A 20,076-nucleotide genomic window follows, 5' to 3' on the forward strand; every position below is an offset into this window, starting at 1 on the left:
TACTACTCTTCCTTTAATTCCACAGTAAGATCCCAATTATTGCCAATAACTGCAGGAGAATGTGTGGCAATAATTACTTCCATTGGATTTAGTTTAAGGATTTCTTGTAAATCATTGATTATCTTTTTTTGCCAAGCGATATGTAGAGATATTTCAGGCTCATCCATTAGTAGTAAAGTGCCTTTTTTTAGCTTAAATAAAAGTTCATAATAAAGAACTAAAATATGTTGCTCTCCTGACGAAAGATTTTTGAGAGGTATTAATTTTCCGTTTTTAGTAGATTCAAAGTGAAATCCTTCCTGTTTAGATATAGAAAGTTTTTTCTTTAAAAAACGTTCATTAACAATTTTTAAGAATAGTTCGATCCTATCAGCTAAATCATCATAAACCTCTAATTTTTGTTGACTGTCTTCAATGTAAACTTGAAATACAGCTCTTATTTTATCATCTTGCTCTTCATCAATAATATCAATATGAGGTTGGTTTTGTAGGTCCAGTAGTCCAACCTCATGCAGCTTCTCTCTTTTATACTCTAGGTTTTTGAGGCTTTCATTAAGATCCTCCTGACTTATTTTTTGTTTTAAATTTTTTAATCGGTTAATAAGTCTATTAGGATAAGTCCTATCCAATTTTGTGGACAATTCAGATGATTTTGCTAATTGATTATGGATTTCATCAACTAAATGTTCAGAATATTCTTCGACCGTATTTTTATATATATTATGGTCTCGATCCCGTCCTCTATACCTAAATTCATCATTATCCTTAGACAAGGTCAACAAACGTTGTGTTTCAATGAGAGCAACTTTCAAATTTTTGATTTTTTCAGAATACCAATCTGGTACTAAGAAAATTTCCTTTAAATTTTCTGGAGGTAGGTGATCTCTGTATTTATTTATTAGCTCCTTTGTAGTATATCGAATTTCGGATCTTCTATCGTACCATTCATCAGAGTCCATTCTGCGAATAGGGCCAGGAATATATTGATTTATAGTTCTAGCAACTTTTTCGAGATTTTCATTAACCGCTGCAAAATCCATTGAATGGATTTTTTCTTCTCCTTTGTGACTAGTAAGAATTATAGTTTTATTTGAATTCTCCCCCTTTTTTCTTTCAAATTGCCAAGTTGTATTGTCTTCAAAGTGAATAGAGATTTTTGAAAAGTCTATTTTTTCAATTTGAAAAAAATCACCTTCGAAGATAGATTTTATGATTTTTAAGACAACAGTTTTACCTAGTCCATTTCTTCCTAAAATAAGAGTAATACTATTATTTTGGTTAAAATCAATTCGGTGTGTAAAAGTGTCAAAAAGATCTTCAATTAAAATTTTTTTAATTTTCATTATTATTTATATAAAAATTCTGTTGATAATTAATGTACAAGTGATGATGTTTATGCCCCAACCCCTCTTACAAACACCTCTACAAACTCCTTCATTTTATTTATAATCCTTTCACCAACCTCTCGTGCTTTTAGCACGCTTGGGCGGTTGTCCAGGCATTTAAAAATATCATCTCTTAAGGGTTCGTGTTCGTTATAGATATAGGCGTCTATTAATGATTTAAACTGTTCCTTATCCAGGTTTTCCTCCTCACATAGATCGGCAAGGGCAAGTACCCGCTGATCGCTCCAATATTGCTCAAACTCGTCTGGAATGGAATCTATATCACTGATCTTGGGCAGGTGTTCTTCTATAAATTTTTCGATTAATTCGCGCTTGCTCCGCAACTCTACATCTCCCGCGAGCATATCGAGAATTTGCTTTTTCTGTTGTGCGGCATTTTTTCCTTTGGCCTGTTTTAAATTGGCGAGAAGTTTTAAAATATAAGCCACATTCACCTCGTCCCGGTGAATTAATTCCAGTTCAAAATCTACATCATCAAGAATGGAAGTTTTATTCTTTTGGTGGTCGCTTTTCGACTTTTCATAAAGGTCCAGGTATTTACTTTTATAATCTTCAAAAGTCTGCTCATTCATCGGGACATCTTCCCAATCGAAATCGGCGAAGGAGGTCAATACATTTTTTGCGCGAATTAATGCCCGGAATGCCTCTACAAATTCCAGTTCCTCTTCTTCAGAGGGTAAATTATCTACGCTTTTTACCGTGGGCGCGATCTTGAGTAAATCAATAAAAGCTTCAGAGAATTTCTCGGTGACCTTTTCGTAATCGGGGAGGAGGATGTCTTCTTTCGCTTCTTTATTGGAAAAAAGTGCTATGGCTTCATCAGTAGCTTTTTTTAGATTTCTAAAAGAAAGAATTTCTCCCTGTGATTTCTTCTCGTCCAGGATCCTGTTGGTCCTCGAAAAAGCCTGGATAAGTCCGTGGTGCCGCAGGTTTTTATCTACATACAATGTATTTACCTTCTTGGCGTCAAATCCTGTAAGCAGCATATTTACGACAAGAATAATATCCAGCCGATCTTCATCCTTAAAACCGACTTTCTCCCGCTCCTTCAGCCGTTTGCTGATATCCTTAAAATAATTTTCAAACTGCTTGCTGTCCCGGGTTGAAAATGCAGTCTTATACATTTTGTTATAATCTTCAATAAATTTATCCAGCTTTTCCCGGGTGTGACTTGTTTTGTAAACCGGTGTTGGGTCTGCCGCCAGTTTTAGATCTTCCGGCAAAAGTCCCTGGGCTTCTTCATCTTCCTCGTTAGCGCCATAGGTAAAAATAGTGGCTACTCGTAGATCGTGTTCGCCGGCTTCTTTTTTCTTTTGAAAATGCTCGTAGTAGGTAATTAAATTAGCAATACTACTTACGGCGAAAATTGAAGAATATTCCCTGTTCTTTGTTTTTGTATCGTGGTATTTAATGATGTAATCGGTGATTTTTTCCAGTCGTTTTGAGCTGTCCAGAACTTCCCTTGTATCTATATCTTCAACTTCAATATCTATAAAGGTGTTACTCTTTTGCTTATACCTTCCAATATATTCTATACTGAATTTCAGCACGTTTTGGTCCCGTATGGCATCGGTGATCACATATTTATGCAGGCACTCCCCAAAAAGGTCTTTCGTGGTACGCTTCCCGAGCTCATTTTTCGCGGCATTGTCGGCAAAAATTGGAGTTCCCGTAAAACCAAAAAGTTGAAGGTTTTTAAAAAAGCTCGTGATCTTTTGGTGGGTGTCGCCAAACTGACTCCGGTGGCATTCGTCAAAAATAAAGACCATCCGTTTATTTTGCAGGTTCTTCATCCTGGACTGATATCTACCGGGAGAGATCGCATTATTCAGTTTTTGAATAGTGGTAAGTATAAGTTTGCTGTCGTCGGTAAACTGACTCACCAGAGAATTGGTATTGTCTGTAACATCTACACTGTCCTTTTTAAAGCTATTAAACTCCTTCATCGTCTGGTAATCCAGATCTTTTCTGTCTACCACAAAAACCACCTTATGAACCTCCGGAAGATCCATTAAAATCTGGCTTGCTTTAAAGGAAGTGAGCGTTTTGCCCGACCCTGTGGTATGCCAGATGTAGCCGTTTTCTGTGCTCGTTTTTACCTGGTGAATAATAGCTTCGGAAGCATAAAACTGGTAGGGGCGAAGTACCATTAAAACTTTATGGGTTTCATTAAATACGATGTACTTAGAAAGCATCTTCCCCAAATGATCGGGATCCAAAAATGCTTTTGTAAAATCAGAAAGTTCTTTGATATTTCTGTTCTGTTTGTCTGCCCAGAAAAAGGTTTGTTTAAAAGTGAGGGCTTGCAGCGGATTATTAGAAAAGTATTTGGTATCAACGCCATTGCTTATTACAAAAAGCTGCACAAAATTAAACAGCCCATAATTGTTCCAGTAGGAGTGGCGTTTATAACGGTTAATTTGTTTAAAAGCTTCTTTAAGTTCAAGTCCGCGTCGTTTTAACTCAATTTGAACCAGCGGAAGACCATTTACCAATAGCGTTACATCATATCGATTTTTATAAGTTCCCTCCTGTGCGATTTGGTTGGTTACCTGGTATAGATTTTTTGTCCAGTCTTCTGAATCAAAAAAGCGTACGTAAAAAGATTCTCCTGTTTCTTCGCGGGTAAACTGAAATCTGCCACGAAGGGTCTTGCCTTTTTCAAAAACATTGCCCTTCGCCAGGTGATTGAGAATGTTATCGAACTCCTTCTCAGAAAATTCTGTTTTATTGAAAACCTCAAGCTGACTTTTTAAGTTCGCTAGTACAGTCGCCTCGCTGTTTACCGTCACCCGGGAATACTGCAGGTTTTCTAATTGCTTTACCAGCTTTTCTTCTAATACGGCTTCAGATTGGTAGCTCATTTAACTAATATTCAATGGTAGTGATTTTTTATTCTGTATTGCTGATAACACATCATTTTTATAATCCATTATAAACTGGACGGCTTGATTAACTATCTCTTCAACCAATTTCTGATATTTTTCAGAAGAAGGATTTGTTAGGATTTTAAGAGTATAATTATGATTAAGGTTTATTTCATTCCCATCCTCAGTATATAGGCGTTGGGTTTGTTTCCACCAATTATTAATTTTATTTACTTCTTGAATACTTTCTACCAGTAAGGAAACACCATCTTTATTCCAGATTCCAACAAAAAGATTTCCACCAATGTGTCCTCTTCCACTAAAAGACTCCAACCCAAATTTTACTTCTGCTTCAGGATAGGATGTAAAAACAACCCATAATTGGGATTTACTTTTGTGAGTTGATTTTCCATTTTTTAATGTAAAGATTTCTGAATCTAATTTTTCCAATAAGCCTTTTTTTACATCTTTTCTAAAGTTACTTTTAAGTTTCGTTGTCATTGCTTCGTAATTTTCTACTATAAAGGCTGTTTCCTCTAAATAACCTGCCATGACTTTTTGAAGTTCCTGCTTTTCTTTTATTTCCATGGTGTGCGTAAGTTTCTTGATAAGTAGAATGTATTGGTTTATGCTTTCCCTAACGCTTGTAAGATTGGGAACTTCTTTAAGACATAATCCCAGCCAATCCGAAATATGTTCTTTGTAACTGATGTTGTAGAAATCTTTTCCTGCCTTTAAATTCCCACTACTTTGCTTGCTAGGGCTATCCACTTTTAAAGTGAGATATAAAACAGTATTTTCCTTGGGATAGTTACAATATCTCTCAATCTGGCAGTTTTGATCTTGAGCATAAATTTTATTTTCAATGCAAATAATATTATTCCTATTTTCAATAAAAATATCTATACGACCACCTTCTTTATTATGATCATTGCGCCTACCGATTGAAATCTCTGGAGAAACTGTTGTATTAGTAGAATTAATAAAATTATTTATTAATTTTTTTTGAGCTGCCTTTTCATTCTTCTCCTGTTTTGTTATTTCTCTTTGAATTACTTGCAGGAATAGTTTTAAAAAAATGTCTTTTTGAAGATGGGTTCCATTCGGATTTAATAATTCGATCAGAAATGCTGAATGTGTTTTATTTTCTCTTGATTCAATTCCCAACACAGAAAATAGGTTAAAATGCTCCCCTTTAGCTATGGTTATTTCATTATGATGTTTAATGATGGTTTCACTTCTCTCCAGTAGATTCTTGAGGTTTTGTTTATTTGCTTTAATTTCAGCCATTATCTCCTATTAAACATTTCTAATTCCATTTCTGCCAATGGTACATCCTGATATTTTGTACTCTTTTCCTGTACTTTTTCTGCAAATCTTATCACTTCTAGATATTCTTTCTCATCTTCAAACTGTGTCCAGGCTTTTAGTTCCCTTCTTTGAATTCCGGCTTCTTTTGCTTCTTCATTTAATTTGGTTTGAATCAAACGATCTACAGGAAAATGAACCGGAGTAGTTGCTAGTTTGTCACTACACCATAAGTATTTTAGATAGAGGTTAAACAGTTTTTGAGCAACCCCAAAATTTATAGGAATGGTATATCCTTGAATTTGCTCTTTATTTGAAAAATCTACAATAGACTGGATATTTTTAACATGCACTTCCTCTGAAACTTTGGTATGATAGTCTTTCGCTACCAAAGCTTCAATTTTATCTCTCAGGGCTTCCCGAAATTCTTTTCTAACCGGTTCCGGGATTTTTTCTTTGTAAACATTGGCGCGCTGAAAACCTCCGCCGAAGGTGAGGACCCAGATTTCATTATTTAAAAATGCTGCTTTCATAGGTTATAATTTATTACGCACTCCATAGTGGTTCTTTCTGCCAGGAAGCTTTCATTCCTAAAGCATTTGGATCAACATTTGGATATTTTTTAAAAAGTTCGTCCAGCTTTTCGGTAAAATGATTTTTAGGTTGTACTATATTCAACATATATTTCATCAAGCATAGATGAATATATAAATACTGAAATTCGTGCTGTTTTGGGACCTTAGAAACCCAATGAAAAGGCGGTTTGGAAAGTAGTTTTGGTGCTCCGGGTAAATTTCTATTCCATAACCTTGAATGATGGGCGCAATGGTTTCTTATCTGTGAAATACTTTGCAACCAACTGGGTAAATAAGTATGGTTTACCGCTCCATATTCTTTTGCTATGGTATCTTTTGATTTTATTGAATTCTTCAAATTACCATATAATTTTGAGAGTGCACCAAAGCTTGTTTGTTCCAAAGATTTCCAGGCTGGTGGAAACCGTAAATCATCTTTATGTTTTTTAAAGTGAGACTTAATAGTAATATCTTTTGTTCTGGATACTTCTTCCTCTAAATTTGATAAAGTCTTTACTAAAGCCCGACTATCCTGAAACAAATCAAAATTTTGGAACCACCAGGGGTCAAATTCGTGTGACAGATGGTAGATCATCTTGGTGCGAAGACTGATTTCGAGTTTTTCAATTACATCAAATAATAAAATTCTAAGTTCCCGGTCAAAATTATAGAGGGCAATTACATCTGCAAATTTACTGTTGGGTTTAAATTTATGCTCAACTTTGTCTTCCTGCATCACATACCAATATTCCCCAAGCCTATAATAACTTATATGTGAGAGATAGTGTTCCGCCTCGTCTTCAGGGTTTATAATCAAGCCCCTTTCTTTAAGCTGGTTTATTTGCTGCGATATGGTAAAAGCTCTTTTTTCGAACATAATTTTTTCTAATAAAAAAACCCCATCGAGTCTTAACTCAATGAGGTTTTTACATATTCTTTAAAGCAAAAGACACACCCTGGGACGCTGTGCTTATGGGTAGCGTGGTGTGTACTGTTAAGGCAAATATACAACATAAGTCGTAATTTTCACTATTTTTTTGCTCTTTAGTATTCATCTTATTCCTTCAGTTTTTTTAAAATCACACAAACATTTGCTGTAAAAGCCCTTTTTTAAAGCTTTTCGTTTTTTCAATCTGCTGCGACACAGCTTCTATTTTCTTATCTATGGCAGATAAAAAATTCGCTATTTTTTGTTGTTCTTCTAAGGATGGAATTTCTAGTTTAAGTTTTTTCATTCGAGTTGCAGAAAGCCCCAGTACTTTTGTCCCCTGCGCAATAGTCATTACTTGCTTTCTTAATTTCCAGCTTTGCATCAAATAGCCCGAAAAACCTTTACTAATTACACCCTTTACAGGTCTTGCAATAAATGTGTGAAGACCAGCTAACACTTTTTCATTATTTAATTCAATTAATTCTATTGCTTTTCCAATATCCTTGTGATCTTCTGAGGCATCTGCAATGATCAAATCTCCTTCCTGACAGTAATTTTCTGCTTTTATTTTGGAAATATCAATTTCAGAATTCACGTAGGGTATATTTTCCTTTTGAAGATCAAGAAGAGTCGGTAATTTGGTATGAATATCTCCATAATGGATATTTTTCACTTCTCCTTTTTCATAATTTAGCTGATCTCTGGAAAATGAATTAGTAGAATAAAAAGTATAAACTTCTCCATATTTCTTTTCCTCCCACTCCGCAAAATTCTTCCCACTCTTATCTTTAAACCTAATCTCCTGCGAAAACAACTGCTGCATCACACCTTTTTTATAGGTTTCCAGCAGTTCTTTTTTTCGGCTGAGTTGCTGGATCTTTTTATCGACCGCAGAAAGGAAAGAGGCGATTTTTTGTTGTTCTTGAATAGATGGTATATAAGTTTTTAATGAACCAATTACAGCAGGCGATAAGTTTGGAGGATCAGTTCCGGCTATTCTGTTTTCTATCTTGCTAATTAAAGATTGTCTTTGTAAAGTATAATAAATATATAAAAGATGATTGTGAGAGACTAATTTTCCAACTCTTTGGTTTAGAAGAGAGTTATTGAATAAATCATCTATTCTTGCAATTTTCAACTGTTTATATATAATTGGTCTGGTGAGAGCAACCACAATATCCCCTTTTAAAATTATAAATTTATTATATTTTTGGAGGTAGTTTGATGGGAGAAATGATGGCGAATCCTTTTTCATTTCATTTATGCCTACGTCAGCAATTTTTATCCATCGGACTCCACTAACTTGAGAGTCTGTGCTAGAAAAGGCATAGCCATTAAAGATTGAAAATACCTTTTTTAACATTTTCTCTGAATATATTCCCTCAAACTCCTTAAACCTAAGTTTGGGAACAGCTTTGTGTTCAATTGACTTCCTATCTCCTATTTGTATTTCTTCTGTCATAAGTTTGTTAGATGCTGAAACAAGTTCAGCATGGCGTAGTTGACTTAAAAAGGTTGTTCTATTCCTAATTGCTTACAGAAATCGGCTATTTCATTATCCGTAGATTTGATATCCTTTTCCACGGTTTTTAATTCTGAAGCGACCGCTTTAAGGTCAACCGGTTCTTCCTCTTCAAAGGTATCTACATATCGCGGGATATTCAGGTTATAATCATTTTCTTCTACTTCAGCCAGTTTGGCAACATAGCTGTATTTATCAAGAGTGGCCCTGCTTTTATAAGTGTCGATGATCTTTTCTAAATCCTCTTTCCGCAGGTAATTTTGGGTTTTAATTTTTTCATAATGCTCACTACTGTCAATAAATAAAATGTCTTCTTCGTTTTTCCGGTTTTTCTTTAGCACCAAAATACAGGTGGGAATTCCTGTTCCGTAGAAAATATTGGCGGGTAAACCAATTACCGCATCCAGGTAATTTTTGTCTTTAATTAAATATTTACGAATATGGCTTTCGGCAGCACCACGAAATAACACACCGTGCGGCAAAACACAAGCCATTGTCCCGGTAGTGGAAAGCTGGTGCACCATATGCTGTACAAAGGCAAAGTCTGCTTTGGTTTTAGGGGCTAGTTTTCCGTAAGCGGAAAAGCGATCGTCACTCATAAAAAGCGGGCTCGCGCTCCATTTAGCAGAAAACGGAGGATTGGCAACTATAGTATCAAAGCGTTCGTCTATATGATCTGGAGAAGGATTCTCCAGCGTGTCTTCATTATAAACATCAAAGCGTTTATAATGCACATCGTGCATAATCATATTCATTCGGCACAGGTTATACGTAGTAGGATTACTTTCCTGCCCATAAAAAGCACCAACTTCAGCTTCCTTGGAAACTCTTAAGAGTAAAGAGCCCGAACCACATGTAGGATCATAAACATTTTTAATCTGTGTTTTATCTATAGTTACCAGTTTAGCCAGAACTTTACTTACCTGTTGCGGCGTATAAAACTCCCCGGCTTTTTTCCCGGCACCGGAAGCAAACTTCCCTATCAGGTATTCATAAGCGTCGCCCAAAACATCACTTTCGGTATTTTCCAGGTCAAAATCTACCTGGTCTAGGTGAGTGAGCACTTTTACAATAAGTTCGTTTTTAGCTTCTTCGGTTTTACCAAGTTTACTGCTGGTAAGGTCGAGATCTTCAAAAAGATTTCCGAAATCTTCTTCGCTTTCGCTCCCCATGGTGCTTTGCTCAATATTGGTAAGCACCTTTGCCAGGTCTCCAAGAATAAATTTACTTTTTCCGTTCCCATTGCCACGTTTTGCAAGTTCACTAAAAAGTTCAGAAGGTTTTAGGAAATATCCTAAATGCTCCAGGGCATCATCTTTAACTGCGTCCAAGAAAATTTGTTCCTGTGGGTGATCTTCGAGCTGGCGGAAAGTAAGATTATCTGGTTTTAGGATTTTATCGGCATGAAGTTCCATCTTCCTGCTCAGGTACTTATAGAAAATAAATCCTAATATATAATCCCGGAATTCGTCGGCCCCCATTTTTCCGCGGAGCGTGTTGGCGATATTCCAGAGTTGTTGTTCCAGTTGTTGTTTGGATTGGGTCATTTTTTATTTGGGGTAATTAAAAGGAAGTCTGTTTCTGCCACGAATTTAGTGATGGTTTAGAATTTCAGCTTCCAGAGTGTAGGGACAATGGAAATTATATGTGCTTGTAAAGCTAAATATTTTCTTAAAGCTTTGAAAAAATATTGCCGTATTAATAATAAATAATTTCGGATCTCAATAGGGTTTATGATCAAACAGGATTCTTAGAAAGACAAGGAACAGGTTTTTATGCATCACGCCATCATTTTTTGCAGTTTCACAAATCTCATCCACGCTTAGTTCTACTTCCCTTGTAAACCCATAAATACGATCCTCTATTTCCAGTTTTACAACCACTGGAATGTAATTATCAATTTGAGGTAGTGCCTCTTTAATCTCATTAATTATAAATTCATTCACTTCCACAAGCAAAAATATAAGGTATTTATCACTAGCCAGGGTTAAACAGTGCCCTTCTTGATTCTCAACTTTAAACCACGCCACTTCATCGTTCTTTAAAACCGCCTTGACTAAAGCTCCTTTAATGAAACTGATCTCAAGTAACTTTTCCAGACTTTCAATTTTAGAAAGCCCTTTAAAAAAATCGATCTCATATTTCATAGTGCATATTACTGAATAGTGATACGAGGTTTTAACTCAAGTTCTCTTCGTTGTACATAATGCTGGAAATCGAATTTCACTAAGGTAGGCGGCTCAATCTCAGGAATGATTCCTCTTAAAGTTTCCGGAGAAGCATCCCTTGGGTTAGCTCTACGGGTTCTGGAAATACACCAATATCTAAGATCAAATTCAAGCAGTGTTCCATAAAGATGCCCTATAGCTGCTTTTAAATACTGTCGGTTTTCATTCTCAACACCATCACCCCATGCTAACCAAACATCGCGAATATTAATATCCTTTTCACTCAACAGATTTTTGAGCATTGTAATACGGTAGTAAATGATTACAGGGTGTATGAATTGAACTGAATTTAATTTTCGCAAATCTTTTAAAGGGCAAATACTTGAAATAATCCAGCCATCATAATCATAATCCCTGGCTATAGCGTCAATATTTTGCAAAGCTATTCGTGATAAAAAATTATCATAATCTACAGGATATAAAGTAATGATAAGCAAATTTTTTTCTCCTCTTTTTCCGCGAAACTTAAATTGGTTGAGATCTTTCATCTTACTTTAATTTTCCTTTTATATTGAAAAGCAATCTAAAAACCGAACCTGACAACCAATGTCGTTTGATCACATAAGGAGTAAAAAAACAGTGATATATTTACTGTGGGTAATCTTACTTTGAAAGATCCAACAAAGCCACCAGTACCCATCTGTTGGGAATTCCTTCAAAATAATAAACCGCTTCCCCGTACTTATCTTTTCGTTTTAAAACCCGGCCATCTAAATACCAGATTTTAGGGCCGTACTTATCACGGTACCGGATATAATATCCATCGAACTCATATAAGCGATCACCATATTTGTTCTCCAGTTTTACCGTCTTGCCATCCAAATAATAAAGGCTTTTACCGTATTTATTCTTTAGTTTAATTTCTTCGCTGTTCCAGTAGAAAAGATCCTCTCCGTATTTATTTTTTTGCTTTAGCGTATTGCCCTCAACAAAATAAAGCTGCTCTCCATATTTGTTCTTTCCTCTTATAGCTTGAGCTTTTATTGTGTTAATAAAAAAGCAGGATAATATGAGTGGAATTATGAATTGTTGGATAGACATTTAAGAGCTTATTTTTATATTTGGTTTTACCCATATAATTAGGAAATCTTCGTTAAATCACCAGACCTCACAGGTTTTTGAAACCTGTGAGGTCTCTCATTCCGAAGTTTGGTATAGTTTAGTTGTAATTCGATATACTGCTTTGCAGCTCCTTTTTAATTTGAGTTTTTAGACTTTCAGGTTCTACCACTTTTATTTGGTCACCATAAGAGAGTATTTCCATTCTAAAATCGTAGGTAGGACGAATAAAATAACTAAACCTGATTTCATCATCATTACCCAAAATCAATTTCTGACTATGGTGTATGGGGAGTGATTCTACATACCTGCCTTCTCTGGGTGTAAACGATAGAATAACTTTAACCGGATCTTCATCTGTGCCGTTTATTATTCCGAAGCTATTTTTGAATTCTTCGTGCGCCTGGTATTCAATAGGTTTAAACCTGTCTTTAGTAATTTCCAGGTTTTTAATTCGGTCCAGCGAAAAGTTTTTAATAATATCATCTTTGGTATCTTCTGCAATAAGGTACCAACGGTTCCGCGCTTCTTTAAGCGCGATGGGTTTTACCTTGCGATTACTAATTGAAGTATCCCAGAACTTATAGTATTCAAACTCTACTTCTAAAAAATTCTGACTGGCGTGTAGTAAACCCGCTAAATGATGTGTACCCAGGGGTTTTCTTTCCTCAAAAATAAGTTGGTTTCCGAAACTTTTTGAAAGCCTAATAGCATTGAGAAGGTCAAAATTTTCCCGTAATCTTTGGGAATGCGTTTCTTCTACATCTTCAACAATAGCATATTTTTTGGTGCTACGGTTACACTTGATTTCTATTTTATGGATAGTTTCAACGTCTTTAACATCCCTTTGAAACGTACGTTGAGAACTAAATAAATCTTCTTCAACGGCATCGGGATCATCGGCCATCATATCTTGAATTTCCTCATAACTCATAGGGCGTAATCGTAGCAGAGATATGATCTTATAATGGCGTTTTATCGTTTGGCGTAAAGACATATTTTTTTGTTTTTTAGTTTGAGTTCAAATAGGTCAGTTCGAGTGATTTTTCTTTGAAAAATTTTATCGAGAACAAGTTTTTGAACTTCATTCGCTGTTCTCGATACAAAATCCTTTCAGGATTTCACTCGAACTGACGGACCAGTGTAATAGGTTTAAGCACAAATATCCCTAAAGAATTTCTCTACCTGATCAGTAAAAACATCAATAGGAATGCGGTGGCCTAACTGCGGCAGCACTTTTATATCCAGCTCTGATTTTCGCAAGTTTTTTCCTAAAAAGTTCAGTGTTTCAGCTGCATTCACAACATCGTCACTTCCTCCCAGTAAAATCTGTTTAGGAGAAAGTCCGCGAGTGAATTTATTGCTGAATTCTATTTCCCTGTATTTAGTTAAAGGCGGATTAAACAATAATGCCGGCCTACCGATAATTTCTGAAATAGCATAGGCATTTAATGCGCCCATACTACTTCCCAGTACCACGTTCAATTCTGTATTCGGGAATTCCTTTAGAATAAGATCAGGTTGAAAATGTTTTTCTGAATAATTTATATCAGGAGCGAAAACTCGGCCGTATTGTTCCAATGCTTCTCTTTTTTCGTTACTTAATTTACTATTGAGTCCGTGGAGGTAAAGTATATTCATATTACTTAGTTTTTTCTTTGTTGGTTAAATCAGCTCTGAATGTTTTACCATCTTTTCCCCAATTCCAGATATTCGAAATTTCTTTTTTATGCGGAAGCTCTTCATCTGGAACTGCTAATTTTTCTTTTACGATTCTTCTTAATTTGCGATTGGCTTTTTGCTTTTCGGATTTTTCTGAAGAAGCCTGGCAATTTGGAAGAATGGGTGTTTTTCTTTTGGATCTACTCATTATTTCAATTGTATATAACAAATTAAAGGATTTATCACGACAAAATATGTCGCTGTAAAATAATTTAATTTCCTCTATAGCAGTGCGCCTATTTTTAATTAAACCTTAGATTATGCGCTCATTTTTTATGGGTTGCATCTATTTTTATTACGAAAAGTTGGGGTAGTTGTTCATATATAACTAGTGCTTAAAAGCTACTTTTTATATTTTCAGGTTTACTTTTATAAGACCTCATCGCCAAGCTCCTCTTCGGAAATCCTGTTAATATTTGCAAGGGAGTTCATTAGCTTTTCAAGCTCATCGAAGAAGTTTAATAATTTATTCAGATTTATATCTTCCGTTCCGCGAAATTGTTCAAGATCAAATTGATAAGTATCACCGGCCTCAAAAACTGTATTTACTTGGGCAAATTCTCCGGTCATTCCTACATTGATGATCCTGGTTTGCAGTTCCTCGTGTATGCTAAGTAGATGCCTATAAGTAAGAACTATTTTCTCTCTGTATGCTGTCATCGCTTTTTATTTATAGGTTAGAAGATGATTAATTTTTACTGAAGCTCCATTCTACTTCTCCGAGATCGATCTTATTGATATAATTCATTTCGAGATAAGTATAGATATTGGGAACTCCAGCGTGAAGCGTGATCTCGAAACCTCCTAAAGTTTCTTCCTCCAGCATTTTTCTACCGCCATATTTGATCTCTTCCTGAATATGTTGGTATTGCTCCTCGGTAAGTGTTATTTCTAATGTTCTCATCGCTGTTGTTTTGTATTACAAGTTTAAGGCGAGAAGACGTCAAAATATGTCGCTTTTATTAAAATCATCAGATTTACATATTTTAAATTGATAGGTGAGGGGACTTAATGTAAATTAAGAAAAATCTACGGCAATGATGGACGCTCTGCTTCCATATATATTGTTTCCTCTTCGATCTCAGGCTGGATCAAATCAAAATTTTCTTCATCTGCCAGTTGAATGCAAATTCTTGCATGTTGATATATTTTTTCCGGGCTGCAATTAGGATAATATTTTTGCAATGCAATTTTTCTCAACTCAAAAACATCCTTCTTTTCCAGGCTTAGTTTATCCAGATAATACTCGGTATGTTGCAAGGTAATATCCAAAAATCTTAAAGTAAAAGATTGCCAGGGTTAAAAATACTTTATAAAGCGTAATTACTACAAATCCTTCAAAATCAGTTGAGTTTATCGATAATAACTGTTTTTCGTTTACAACCTTAAAACAAAACGGCGAAGCTAAAAGGTTTACACCACTTTGTTTTTTTAGCCTGATTCCCTGTCCGGAAATAATATTTTTATTTGGTAAAAAGTTTCCTTCCGGTAAATGCTCTGTTAAAATCATATACTTATAATTGTATAGTTTTTCTACCACACTTTTTATTTCAGTATTCGATAAATGTTGTAAAACCTGCCTTAGAATCACACAATCTCCGGAAGGCAAATTATCTTCAGCAATATCCAAAGAATGAAATTCTAAATTTTCAGCTTTAAATGTTTTCTTGTTATGCGCTATAAGATCTGGAACGATGTCTATGGCAATAATACTTCTTTGAGTACTTCACCAATTCTTTACCAATATTAAAATCTCCGCAACCCAGATCACAAACAATTGGGGGACTGTCAAAACTTTTAAAAAAAGCAGCTACTACAGCAATATAAGGAATTACCGTTTCAGGATGATGTGAGCCTAAACCAGAGTAAAATTCAGATTTCTCCCCACCCCACAGGTTCTTTTCATAGATCTGCGCAATGGCGGCTTTCGTTGGCCAGGGTTTCTTTATTTTTTTTTGTCATTAAAAAGATCAATACCGGATCATCACTCAAAAGTAAAGGATTAAAATCTGGTACATACAACGGTTGAAGGACCAAATTTTAATTTTGAAAAGTGGACAGAAAGCAGAGGACGGTATAATAAAACCACCAAATGCCAAATTCTAAATCCCACTAGATTTGGGCTAACAGCTGGAATTATCGGTGTATCCATGGCTTTTTTTGAAGCACCGAATAACAATGAACAATAAATTCCTTTTCGCTGAAATATTCGATAAGATACTAATTCCGTTTTTTTTCATAAGCTCTCTGGCATTAAAGTCAAAGCAATTATCTGGATGAAGTTTTTACGCTACATTTGGCGCTACTCAATACATTATGAGAAGAGCTTTAATAAGATATAGAAAAAGTGCCTTTGGGAGGTATGTTATTCGCAATCAAAAGTACGCTCCCATTCTTTTTTTTATGGGTGGTTTTATTTTTGATACGTTGACCTTAGGGCGAATAGATCGTGTTTATGATACGGTGGTACTTTGCTCGCACATGACCTTATTATCCATAACGCTTTATTTATATAATACCGTGGATGATGACAAGTGGGAAGGTACTTTTATCAGACGTTTTTCCGAATATTTTCCACTAGCTATACAGTTTTTCTTTGGCGCACTTTCCAGTGCTTTTGTCATCTATTTTTTCAGAAGTGTGTCTATGTCAAAAACTATGTTTTTTTTCATATTGCTGGTTCTGCTGTTATTTGCAAACGAGTTTCTAAAAAAGAAAATCTCCAATAAATACCTTCAGTTTAGTGTTTATTTTTTTATAAGTTTTACCTTTTTCGCTTTTATGATTCCCACGCTGATCAGGGAAATGAATAGCTTTATTTTTATCATTTCCGGACTTGTAAGTTTAGGGTGTACGCTGGTACTCATCATATTTATATACAGGTCAAGCCAAGTCACAAGAGCTGAGATAAGTCTAAAAAAACTGACCAGTATTATCCTTTCTATCTATATAACAATTAATGTTTTTTACTATTTCAATCTTATTCCACCAGTGCCGCTGGCAATGGATACCGGGCTGGTAGCACATAATGTGCTGAAAAAAAATAACGAATATATCGTTACTTACGAGAAGGATCAATGGTATGTATTTTGGCGAAAACATCACACCAATTTTCATCGTCAGGCAGATCAAAGAGTTTATGTATTCACTTCTGTTTTTGCCCCTACAGATTTAAAAAAGTCCATTTTTCATAGGTGGAAACGGTACAATCCCGAAACGAGGGAATGGGAAGTATCTGATGACATTGGCTTTGAAGTTACCGGTGGGCGTAATCAAGGTTTTCGTGGATATACTTATAAAAACAACCTTAGGGAAGGCCAATGGAAAGTTGATGTAATTACAGAAGAGGAACTGGTACTTGGTGTTGTGGATTTTGTGATTAAAAATACTTCTGAACCTCATAAAGTAGGAATGGTAAAGAAAACATTTTAAAAACTGTTTCTTCAACGGTGCTTTTTACGTCATGCTGAACTTGGTTCAGTTCACTGAGGTCTTCAGAAATTTGGCCTTCAACATCGTGATTCCAATGGGTTTGTTCTATTTCAGAAGCAAACATATTTATAGTACTGCTTCCAGTAAGCAATAAAAATAAGATCAAAACCAACCTTAACGAAGACATACTCATTTTTAAATATAGGATCAAATTTAAGCGATATAACTGTTAATATTTTTAAAATAATTCGTCTCGATGATATTTTAATTATAATGAAATGGACTTTTTTTACAAGAAAAAAATTATAGTTAATTAATATTTCAGCAGGAAAACCTCACCGAATTTATCCGGATTAATGAAGTACCTTTAAAGAATACTTCGCAACATCATGGCCATAAATATAAAGCGCATTCTCCTTGTTTTATTTACTGGTTTTTTGGTATGCCTAGCGGGGTGGAGTAGTTACTTGGTTTATAAATATTCTTCTGAAGCTGCAGAAATCAAGAAGGATTACAGTGAGCTTAATAGCATCACCCACGGACTCCTTTCAGTAAATATCTGGAGAGATCATTTAACGAATATGGTTTTAAACCGTATTGATGAATTTGATTTTACTCCTGCCCAGGAAGATACGCTTGTGCTGCAGGTAGAAAATATTCTCATGACCGGGATTGATAAGGGTGATAGTTTAATGAACCTTAAACAAAAAAGTTTAAAAGGAAAACTAAGAAAATTTGCAGTAAGAACGCTGGTGCCCGAAGAAAAGATAAGGGCGCTGGTACCTATGTTTGCCCAAACTATAGTAGATGAAATCCAGCAGCCGGAGAATAAAGAAGCGCTTAAATACGTCATTAAAAGTAAACTGCAGGAATACAGTGATATGACTCACGCAGATTCTGAAACTGCTGTTGTAAGATTAAATTCACTTTTGGATAAATATGAGGTTACGGGCCTTGAAGTTTTTAACCGAAAAACTTCAGAAAAATTAATGACACTGGAGGATCAAACCTACAATCATACCTATATCTTGCTCGGTATTATTGTGGTTTTTCTTTTTATTTGGTGGATGTTAAGAAATCAATTTTTCTTACATACGCCATTGTTTATTATTTCGGTGATTTTATCCCTGGTAGTTCTCTTCGCGGGGCTAACTGCTCCTATGATAGAAATAGATGCGCGTTTTCAGCAAGTAAATTTTTTATTGATTGGAGAACAAATCACTTTTAACGATCAGGTAATCTTCTTTCAAAGTAAAAGTATTCTGCAGGTAATAGATATTTTGTTCCAAACGGGAAAGGTAGATTCTTTTTTTGTGGGAATTCTAATTCTCGTATTTAGTATTATTTTTCCCGTGGCTAAACTTATTTCCACTCAGATTTACCTGGCCGGGAACGAAAAAATAAGGAGAAGCAAAATCCTGAAATTCTTCGCTTTTAAATCTGGTAAATGGAGTATGGCAGATGTTTATGTTATCGCAATATTTATGGCTTATATAGGATTCCAGGGTATACTGGACCATCAACTTGCTAATGCGAATGTTGAAACTGAATCCCTCGTGAGTATATCTACCAATAAAACGTCCTTGCAGCCGGGATTCATTATTTTTATAGCTTTCGTCTTGTTTAGTCTTGTACTATCTACAATTCTTAAAAAGATTACGGTTTTAGATACGTCAAGTTTAAAATAAAAAAGCGGTTAAATGTTTTAGGTTTTAAAAGCAGGGTTTCTATCGGTTGTCTTTTCTTTCGATCTTTTAGTTTTTGGAAGCTTGTTTATTAGGGTTTTTAAAACTCCATTCTACTTCTCCGAGATCGATCTTATTGATATAATTCATTTCCAAATAAGTATAGATATTGGGAACTCCAACGTGAAGCGTGATCTCGAAACCTCCTAAAGTTTCTTCCTCCAGCATTTTTCTACCGCCATATTTGATCTCTTCCTGAATATGTTGGTATTGTTCTTCGGTAAGTGTTATTTCTAATGTTCTCATCGCTGTTGTTTTGTATTACAAGTTTAAGGCGAGAAGGCGTCAAAACATGTCGCTTTTATTAAAGTCATCAGATTTACATATTTTAAATTGATAGGTGAGGGGACTTAATGTAAATTAAGAAAAATCTATGGCAATGATGGACGCTCTGCTTCCATATATATTGTTTCCTCTTCGATCTCAGGCTGGATCAAATCGAAATCAAAATTTTCTTCATCTGCCAGTTGAATGCTAATTCTTGCATGTTCATATATTCTTTCCGGGCTGCAGTTAGGATAATATTTTTGCAATGCAATTTTTCTCAACTCAAAAACATCCTTCTTTTCCAGGGTTAGTTTATCGAGATAATACTCGGTACGTTTTAGGGTGACGTAATCTTTGTCATAACCGGGTTCTTGATTTCCAATTTTTTTAAATTGTTTAAAAGGGAACTCGTTTACTTCATAATTATTGGTAACACAGTAGTCGAAAATTAGATTTCTCATAATGCTTTCCTGCAATTCTATATGTGCTAGATCATCCAGGGCTTTTTCTTCAGCTTTACTAATGTTTGCGGAAATGACCTCTATTTTAGATTTTACTTCTTCAAATGTTATCTCTTTTGATGAATTCAGGTTATGAACCTCCTTAAACACCTTGTACGTTAGATTTTTTATTTCGTGGGAATTTTCCATTAACTGAAAATTGAGCTCCACTACATGGGGAGCAAGTGAATTTTGTTTGCGCTAATTTACCAGGCTTAAGTGGGATATTATTACGGCTTTCCGTAAAGCAGTATTTGAATTTTTTCAGTCTCCTGGGCTTGATATCCTTCAGCTGGAGATAAATGTAATTAGTTAATACGCTTGTGTGGTTATTAATTTTCGATTCAGTCAAGTGATTTCTCGCTGAATATTCAGAAATTGCTTTTTAGCCATTGTTGTTTCTGTAATTCTCATTTATCTTCGTCTGAATTGCAATAGTACAAGAAGGAGGCGACCAAATATGTCGCCTATATTTGAGTTGTAATTGAAGTTTTCGAGCCGATTAATTTTTTCG

General features: G+C 35.2%; 21 protein-coding genes and 1 pseudogene. 2 read left to right on the top strand and 20 right to left on the bottom strand.

Going from position 1 to position 20,076, the window contains the following annotated elements; translation table 11 throughout:
* Positions 1-2: 2 nt before the first annotated feature.
* The 17 genes and pseudogenes from B5X51_RS13515 to B5X51_RS13595 form a co-directional block, all read right to left on the bottom strand.
* Complete coding sequence (locus B5X51_RS13515) at positions 3-1,343, bottom strand: AAA family ATPase (RefSeq protein ID WP_079721726.1); 1,341 nt, start codon at positions 1,341-1,343, stop codon at positions 3-5.
* Positions 1,344-1,393: 50 nt separating this feature from the next.
* Positions 1,394-4,270 carry a type I restriction endonuclease subunit R gene (locus B5X51_RS13520; RefSeq protein ID WP_079721727.1) on the bottom strand — a complete coding sequence of 959 codons (2,877 nt, stop codon included), beginning with the start codon at positions 4,268-4,270 and terminating at the stop codon, positions 1,394-1,396.
* Positions 4,271-5,563 carry a PDDEXK-like family protein gene (locus tag B5X51_RS13525; RefSeq protein WP_079721728.1) on the bottom strand — a complete coding sequence of 431 codons (1,293 nt, stop codon included), beginning with the start codon at positions 5,561-5,563 and terminating at the stop codon, positions 4,271-4,273. It lies immediately after the preceding gene.
* The gene (locus tag B5X51_RS13530) at positions 5,563-6,114 is read right to left on the bottom strand and encodes a hypothetical protein (protein ID WP_079721729.1); all 552 of its coding nucleotides are present in this window, start codon (positions 6,112-6,114) and stop codon (positions 5,563-5,565) included. The genes B5X51_RS13525 and B5X51_RS13530 overlap by 1 nt, the downstream gene beginning before the upstream one ends.
* 13 nt (positions 6,115-6,127) lie before the next feature.
* Positions 6,128-7,033 carry an Abi family protein gene (locus B5X51_RS13535; protein ID WP_079721730.1) on the bottom strand — a complete coding sequence of 302 codons (906 nt, stop codon included), beginning with the start codon at positions 7,031-7,033 and terminating at the stop codon, positions 6,128-6,130.
* Positions 7,034-7,235: 202 nt separating this feature from the next.
* Positions 7,236-8,549 (bottom strand): restriction endonuclease subunit S, encoded by a 1,314-nt coding sequence (locus tag B5X51_RS13540; RefSeq protein ID WP_079721731.1) that lies wholly within the window; start codon positions 8,547-8,549, stop codon positions 7,236-7,238.
* A 44-nt stretch (positions 8,550-8,593) separates the two neighbouring features.
* Positions 8,594-10,156, bottom strand: coding sequence for a type I restriction-modification system subunit M (locus B5X51_RS13545; RefSeq protein WP_079721732.1), 1,563 nt, complete (start codon positions 10,154-10,156; stop codon positions 8,594-8,596).
* Positions 10,157-10,330: 174 nt separating this feature from the next.
* Entirely contained in the window at positions 10,331-10,756 is a 426-nt protein-coding gene (locus B5X51_RS13550; RefSeq protein WP_079721733.1) for a hypothetical protein, read from the bottom strand.
* 8 nt (positions 10,757-10,764) lie between these two features.
* Positions 10,765-11,325, bottom strand: coding sequence for a hypothetical protein (locus B5X51_RS13555; protein WP_079721734.1), 561 nt, complete (start codon positions 11,323-11,325; stop codon positions 10,765-10,767).
* 115 nt (positions 11,326-11,440) lie between these two features.
* Positions 11,441-11,878: a hypothetical protein gene (locus B5X51_RS13560; protein ID WP_079721735.1), complete on the bottom strand. Its 438-nt coding sequence runs from the start codon at positions 11,876-11,878 to the stop codon at positions 11,441-11,443.
* Between the two features lie 118 nt (positions 11,879-11,996).
* Positions 11,997-12,893, bottom strand: a complete 897-nt coding sequence (locus tag B5X51_RS13565) for a helix-turn-helix transcriptional regulator (RefSeq protein ID WP_079721736.1) — start codon at positions 12,891-12,893, stop codon at positions 11,997-11,999.
* Between the two features lie 155 nt (positions 12,894-13,048).
* Positions 13,049-13,537: a YqiA/YcfP family alpha/beta fold hydrolase gene (locus tag B5X51_RS13570; protein WP_079721737.1), complete on the bottom strand. Its 489-nt coding sequence runs from the start codon at positions 13,535-13,537 to the stop codon at positions 13,049-13,051.
* A 1-nt stretch (position 13,538) separates the two neighbouring features.
* Complete coding sequence (locus B5X51_RS13575; protein WP_079721738.1) at positions 13,539-13,766, bottom strand: hypothetical protein; 228 nt, start codon at positions 13,764-13,766, stop codon at positions 13,539-13,541.
* 221 nt (positions 13,767-13,987) lie between these two features.
* Positions 13,988-14,278 carry a hypothetical protein gene (locus B5X51_RS13580; protein ID WP_079721739.1) on the bottom strand — a complete coding sequence of 97 codons (291 nt, stop codon included), beginning with the start codon at positions 14,276-14,278 and terminating at the stop codon, positions 13,988-13,990.
* Between the two features lie 28 nt (positions 14,279-14,306).
* Positions 14,307-14,522 carry a hypothetical protein gene (locus B5X51_RS13585; protein ID WP_079721740.1) on the bottom strand — a complete coding sequence of 72 codons (216 nt, stop codon included), beginning with the start codon at positions 14,520-14,522 and terminating at the stop codon, positions 14,307-14,309.
* A gap of 125 nt (positions 14,523-14,647) precedes the next feature.
* Complete coding sequence (locus tag B5X51_RS13590) at positions 14,648-14,890, bottom strand: hypothetical protein (RefSeq protein ID WP_139374898.1); 243 nt, start codon at positions 14,888-14,890, stop codon at positions 14,648-14,650.
* Positions 14,891-14,921: 31 nt separating this feature from the next.
* Positions 14,922-15,567: pseudogene (locus B5X51_RS13595) on the bottom strand (class I SAM-dependent methyltransferase); the annotation flags it as partial.
* A gap of 367 nt (positions 15,568-15,934) precedes the next feature.
* Here B5X51_RS13595 and B5X51_RS13600 point away from each other — a divergent pair.
* Positions 15,935-17,050 (top strand): DUF2914 domain-containing protein, encoded by a 1,116-nt coding sequence (locus B5X51_RS13600; protein WP_079721742.1) that lies wholly within the window; start codon positions 15,935-15,937, stop codon positions 17,048-17,050.
* On the opposite strand, the gene B5X51_RS13605 is transcribed toward B5X51_RS13600, so the two are convergent.
* The gene (locus B5X51_RS13605) at positions 16,998-17,243 is read right to left on the bottom strand and encodes a hypothetical protein (RefSeq protein WP_139374899.1); all 246 of its coding nucleotides are present in this window, start codon (positions 17,241-17,243) and stop codon (positions 16,998-17,000) included. The genes B5X51_RS13600 and B5X51_RS13605 overlap by 53 nt on opposite strands.
* A 196-nt stretch (positions 17,244-17,439) precedes the next feature.
* Between B5X51_RS13605 and B5X51_RS13610 the strand changes: the two genes are divergently transcribed.
* Positions 17,440-18,738, top strand: coding sequence for a paraquat-inducible protein A (locus B5X51_RS13610; protein WP_079721744.1), 1,299 nt, complete (start codon positions 17,440-17,442; stop codon positions 18,736-18,738).
* A 66-nt stretch (positions 18,739-18,804) separates the two neighbouring features.
* Here B5X51_RS13610 and B5X51_RS13615 read toward each other — a convergent pair whose 3' ends face one another.
* Both B5X51_RS13615 and B5X51_RS13620 read right to left on the bottom strand, forming a co-directional pair.
* Complete coding sequence (locus B5X51_RS13615) at positions 18,805-19,041, bottom strand: hypothetical protein (protein WP_079721745.1); 237 nt, start codon at positions 19,039-19,041, stop codon at positions 18,805-18,807.
* 125 nt (positions 19,042-19,166) lie between these two features.
* Positions 19,167-19,712 carry a hypothetical protein gene (locus B5X51_RS13620; protein ID WP_079721746.1) on the bottom strand — a complete coding sequence of 182 codons (546 nt, stop codon included), beginning with the start codon at positions 19,710-19,712 and terminating at the stop codon, positions 19,167-19,169.
* Positions 19,713-20,076 lie beyond the last annotated feature (364 nt).

Source organism: Salegentibacter holothuriorum (assembly GCF_900168045.1).
Lineage (GTDB): Bacteria > Bacteroidota > Bacteroidia > Flavobacteriales > Flavobacteriaceae > Salegentibacter > Salegentibacter holothuriorum.

Excerpts from the sequence above, each read along its gene's own strand:
- B5X51_RS13515 (WP_079721726.1), bottom strand. The coding sequence starts at position 1,343 with ATGAAAATTAAAAAAATTTTAATTGAAGATCTTTTTGACACTTTTACA.
- B5X51_RS13520 (WP_079721727.1), bottom strand. The coding sequence starts at position 4,270 with ATGAGCTACCAATCTGAAGCCGTATTAGAAGAAAAGCTGGTAAAGCAA.
- B5X51_RS13525 (WP_079721728.1), bottom strand. The coding sequence starts at position 5,563 with ATGGCTGAAATTAAAGCAAATAAACAAAACCTCAAGAATCTACTGGAG.
- B5X51_RS13530 (WP_079721729.1), bottom strand. The coding sequence starts at position 6,114 with ATGAAAGCAGCATTTTTAAATAATGAAATCTGGGTCCTCACCTTCGGC.
- B5X51_RS13535 (WP_079721730.1), bottom strand. The coding sequence starts at position 7,033 with ATGTTCGAAAAAAGAGCTTTTACCATATCGCAGCAAATAAACCAGCTT.
- B5X51_RS13540 (WP_079721731.1), bottom strand. The coding sequence starts at position 8,549 with ATGACAGAAGAAATACAAATAGGAGATAGGAAGTCAATTGAACACAAA.
- B5X51_RS13545 (WP_079721732.1), bottom strand. The coding sequence starts at position 10,156 with ATGACCCAATCCAAACAACAACTGGAACAACAACTCTGGAATATCGCC.
- B5X51_RS13550 (WP_079721733.1), bottom strand. The coding sequence starts at position 10,756 with ATGAAATATGAGATCGATTTTTTTAAAGGGCTTTCTAAAATTGAAAGT.
- B5X51_RS13555 (WP_079721734.1), bottom strand. The coding sequence starts at position 11,325 with ATGAAAGATCTCAACCAATTTAAGTTTCGCGGAAAAAGAGGAGAAAAA.
- B5X51_RS13560 (WP_079721735.1), bottom strand. The coding sequence starts at position 11,878 with ATGTCTATCCAACAATTCATAATTCCACTCATATTATCCTGCTTTTTT.
- B5X51_RS13565 (WP_079721736.1), bottom strand. The coding sequence starts at position 12,893 with ATGTCTTTACGCCAAACGATAAAACGCCATTATAAGATCATATCTCTG.
- B5X51_RS13570 (WP_079721737.1), bottom strand. The coding sequence starts at position 13,537 with ATGAATATACTTTACCTCCACGGACTCAATAGTAAATTAAGTAACGAA.
- B5X51_RS13575 (WP_079721738.1), bottom strand. The coding sequence starts at position 13,766 with ATGAGTAGATCCAAAAGAAAAACACCCATTCTTCCAAATTGCCAGGCT.
- B5X51_RS13580 (WP_079721739.1), bottom strand. The coding sequence starts at position 14,278 with ATGACAGCATACAGAGAGAAAATAGTTCTTACTTATAGGCATCTACTT.
- B5X51_RS13585 (WP_079721740.1), bottom strand. The coding sequence starts at position 14,522 with ATGAGAACATTAGAAATAACACTTACCGAGGAGCAATACCAACATATT.
- B5X51_RS13600 (WP_079721742.1), top strand. The coding sequence starts at position 15,935 with ATGAGAAGAGCTTTAATAAGATATAGAAAAAGTGCCTTTGGGAGGTAT.
- B5X51_RS13605 (WP_139374899.1), bottom strand. The coding sequence starts at position 17,243 with ATGAGTATGTCTTCGTTAAGGTTGGTTTTGATCTTATTTTTATTGCTT.
- B5X51_RS13610 (WP_079721744.1), top strand. The coding sequence starts at position 17,440 with ATGGCCATAAATATAAAGCGCATTCTCCTTGTTTTATTTACTGGTTTT.
- B5X51_RS13615 (WP_079721745.1), bottom strand. The coding sequence starts at position 19,041 with ATGAGAACATTAGAAATAACACTTACCGAAGAACAATACCAACATATT.
- B5X51_RS13620 (WP_079721746.1), bottom strand. The coding sequence starts at position 19,712 with ATGGAAAATTCCCACGAAATAAAAAATCTAACGTACAAGGTGTTTAAG.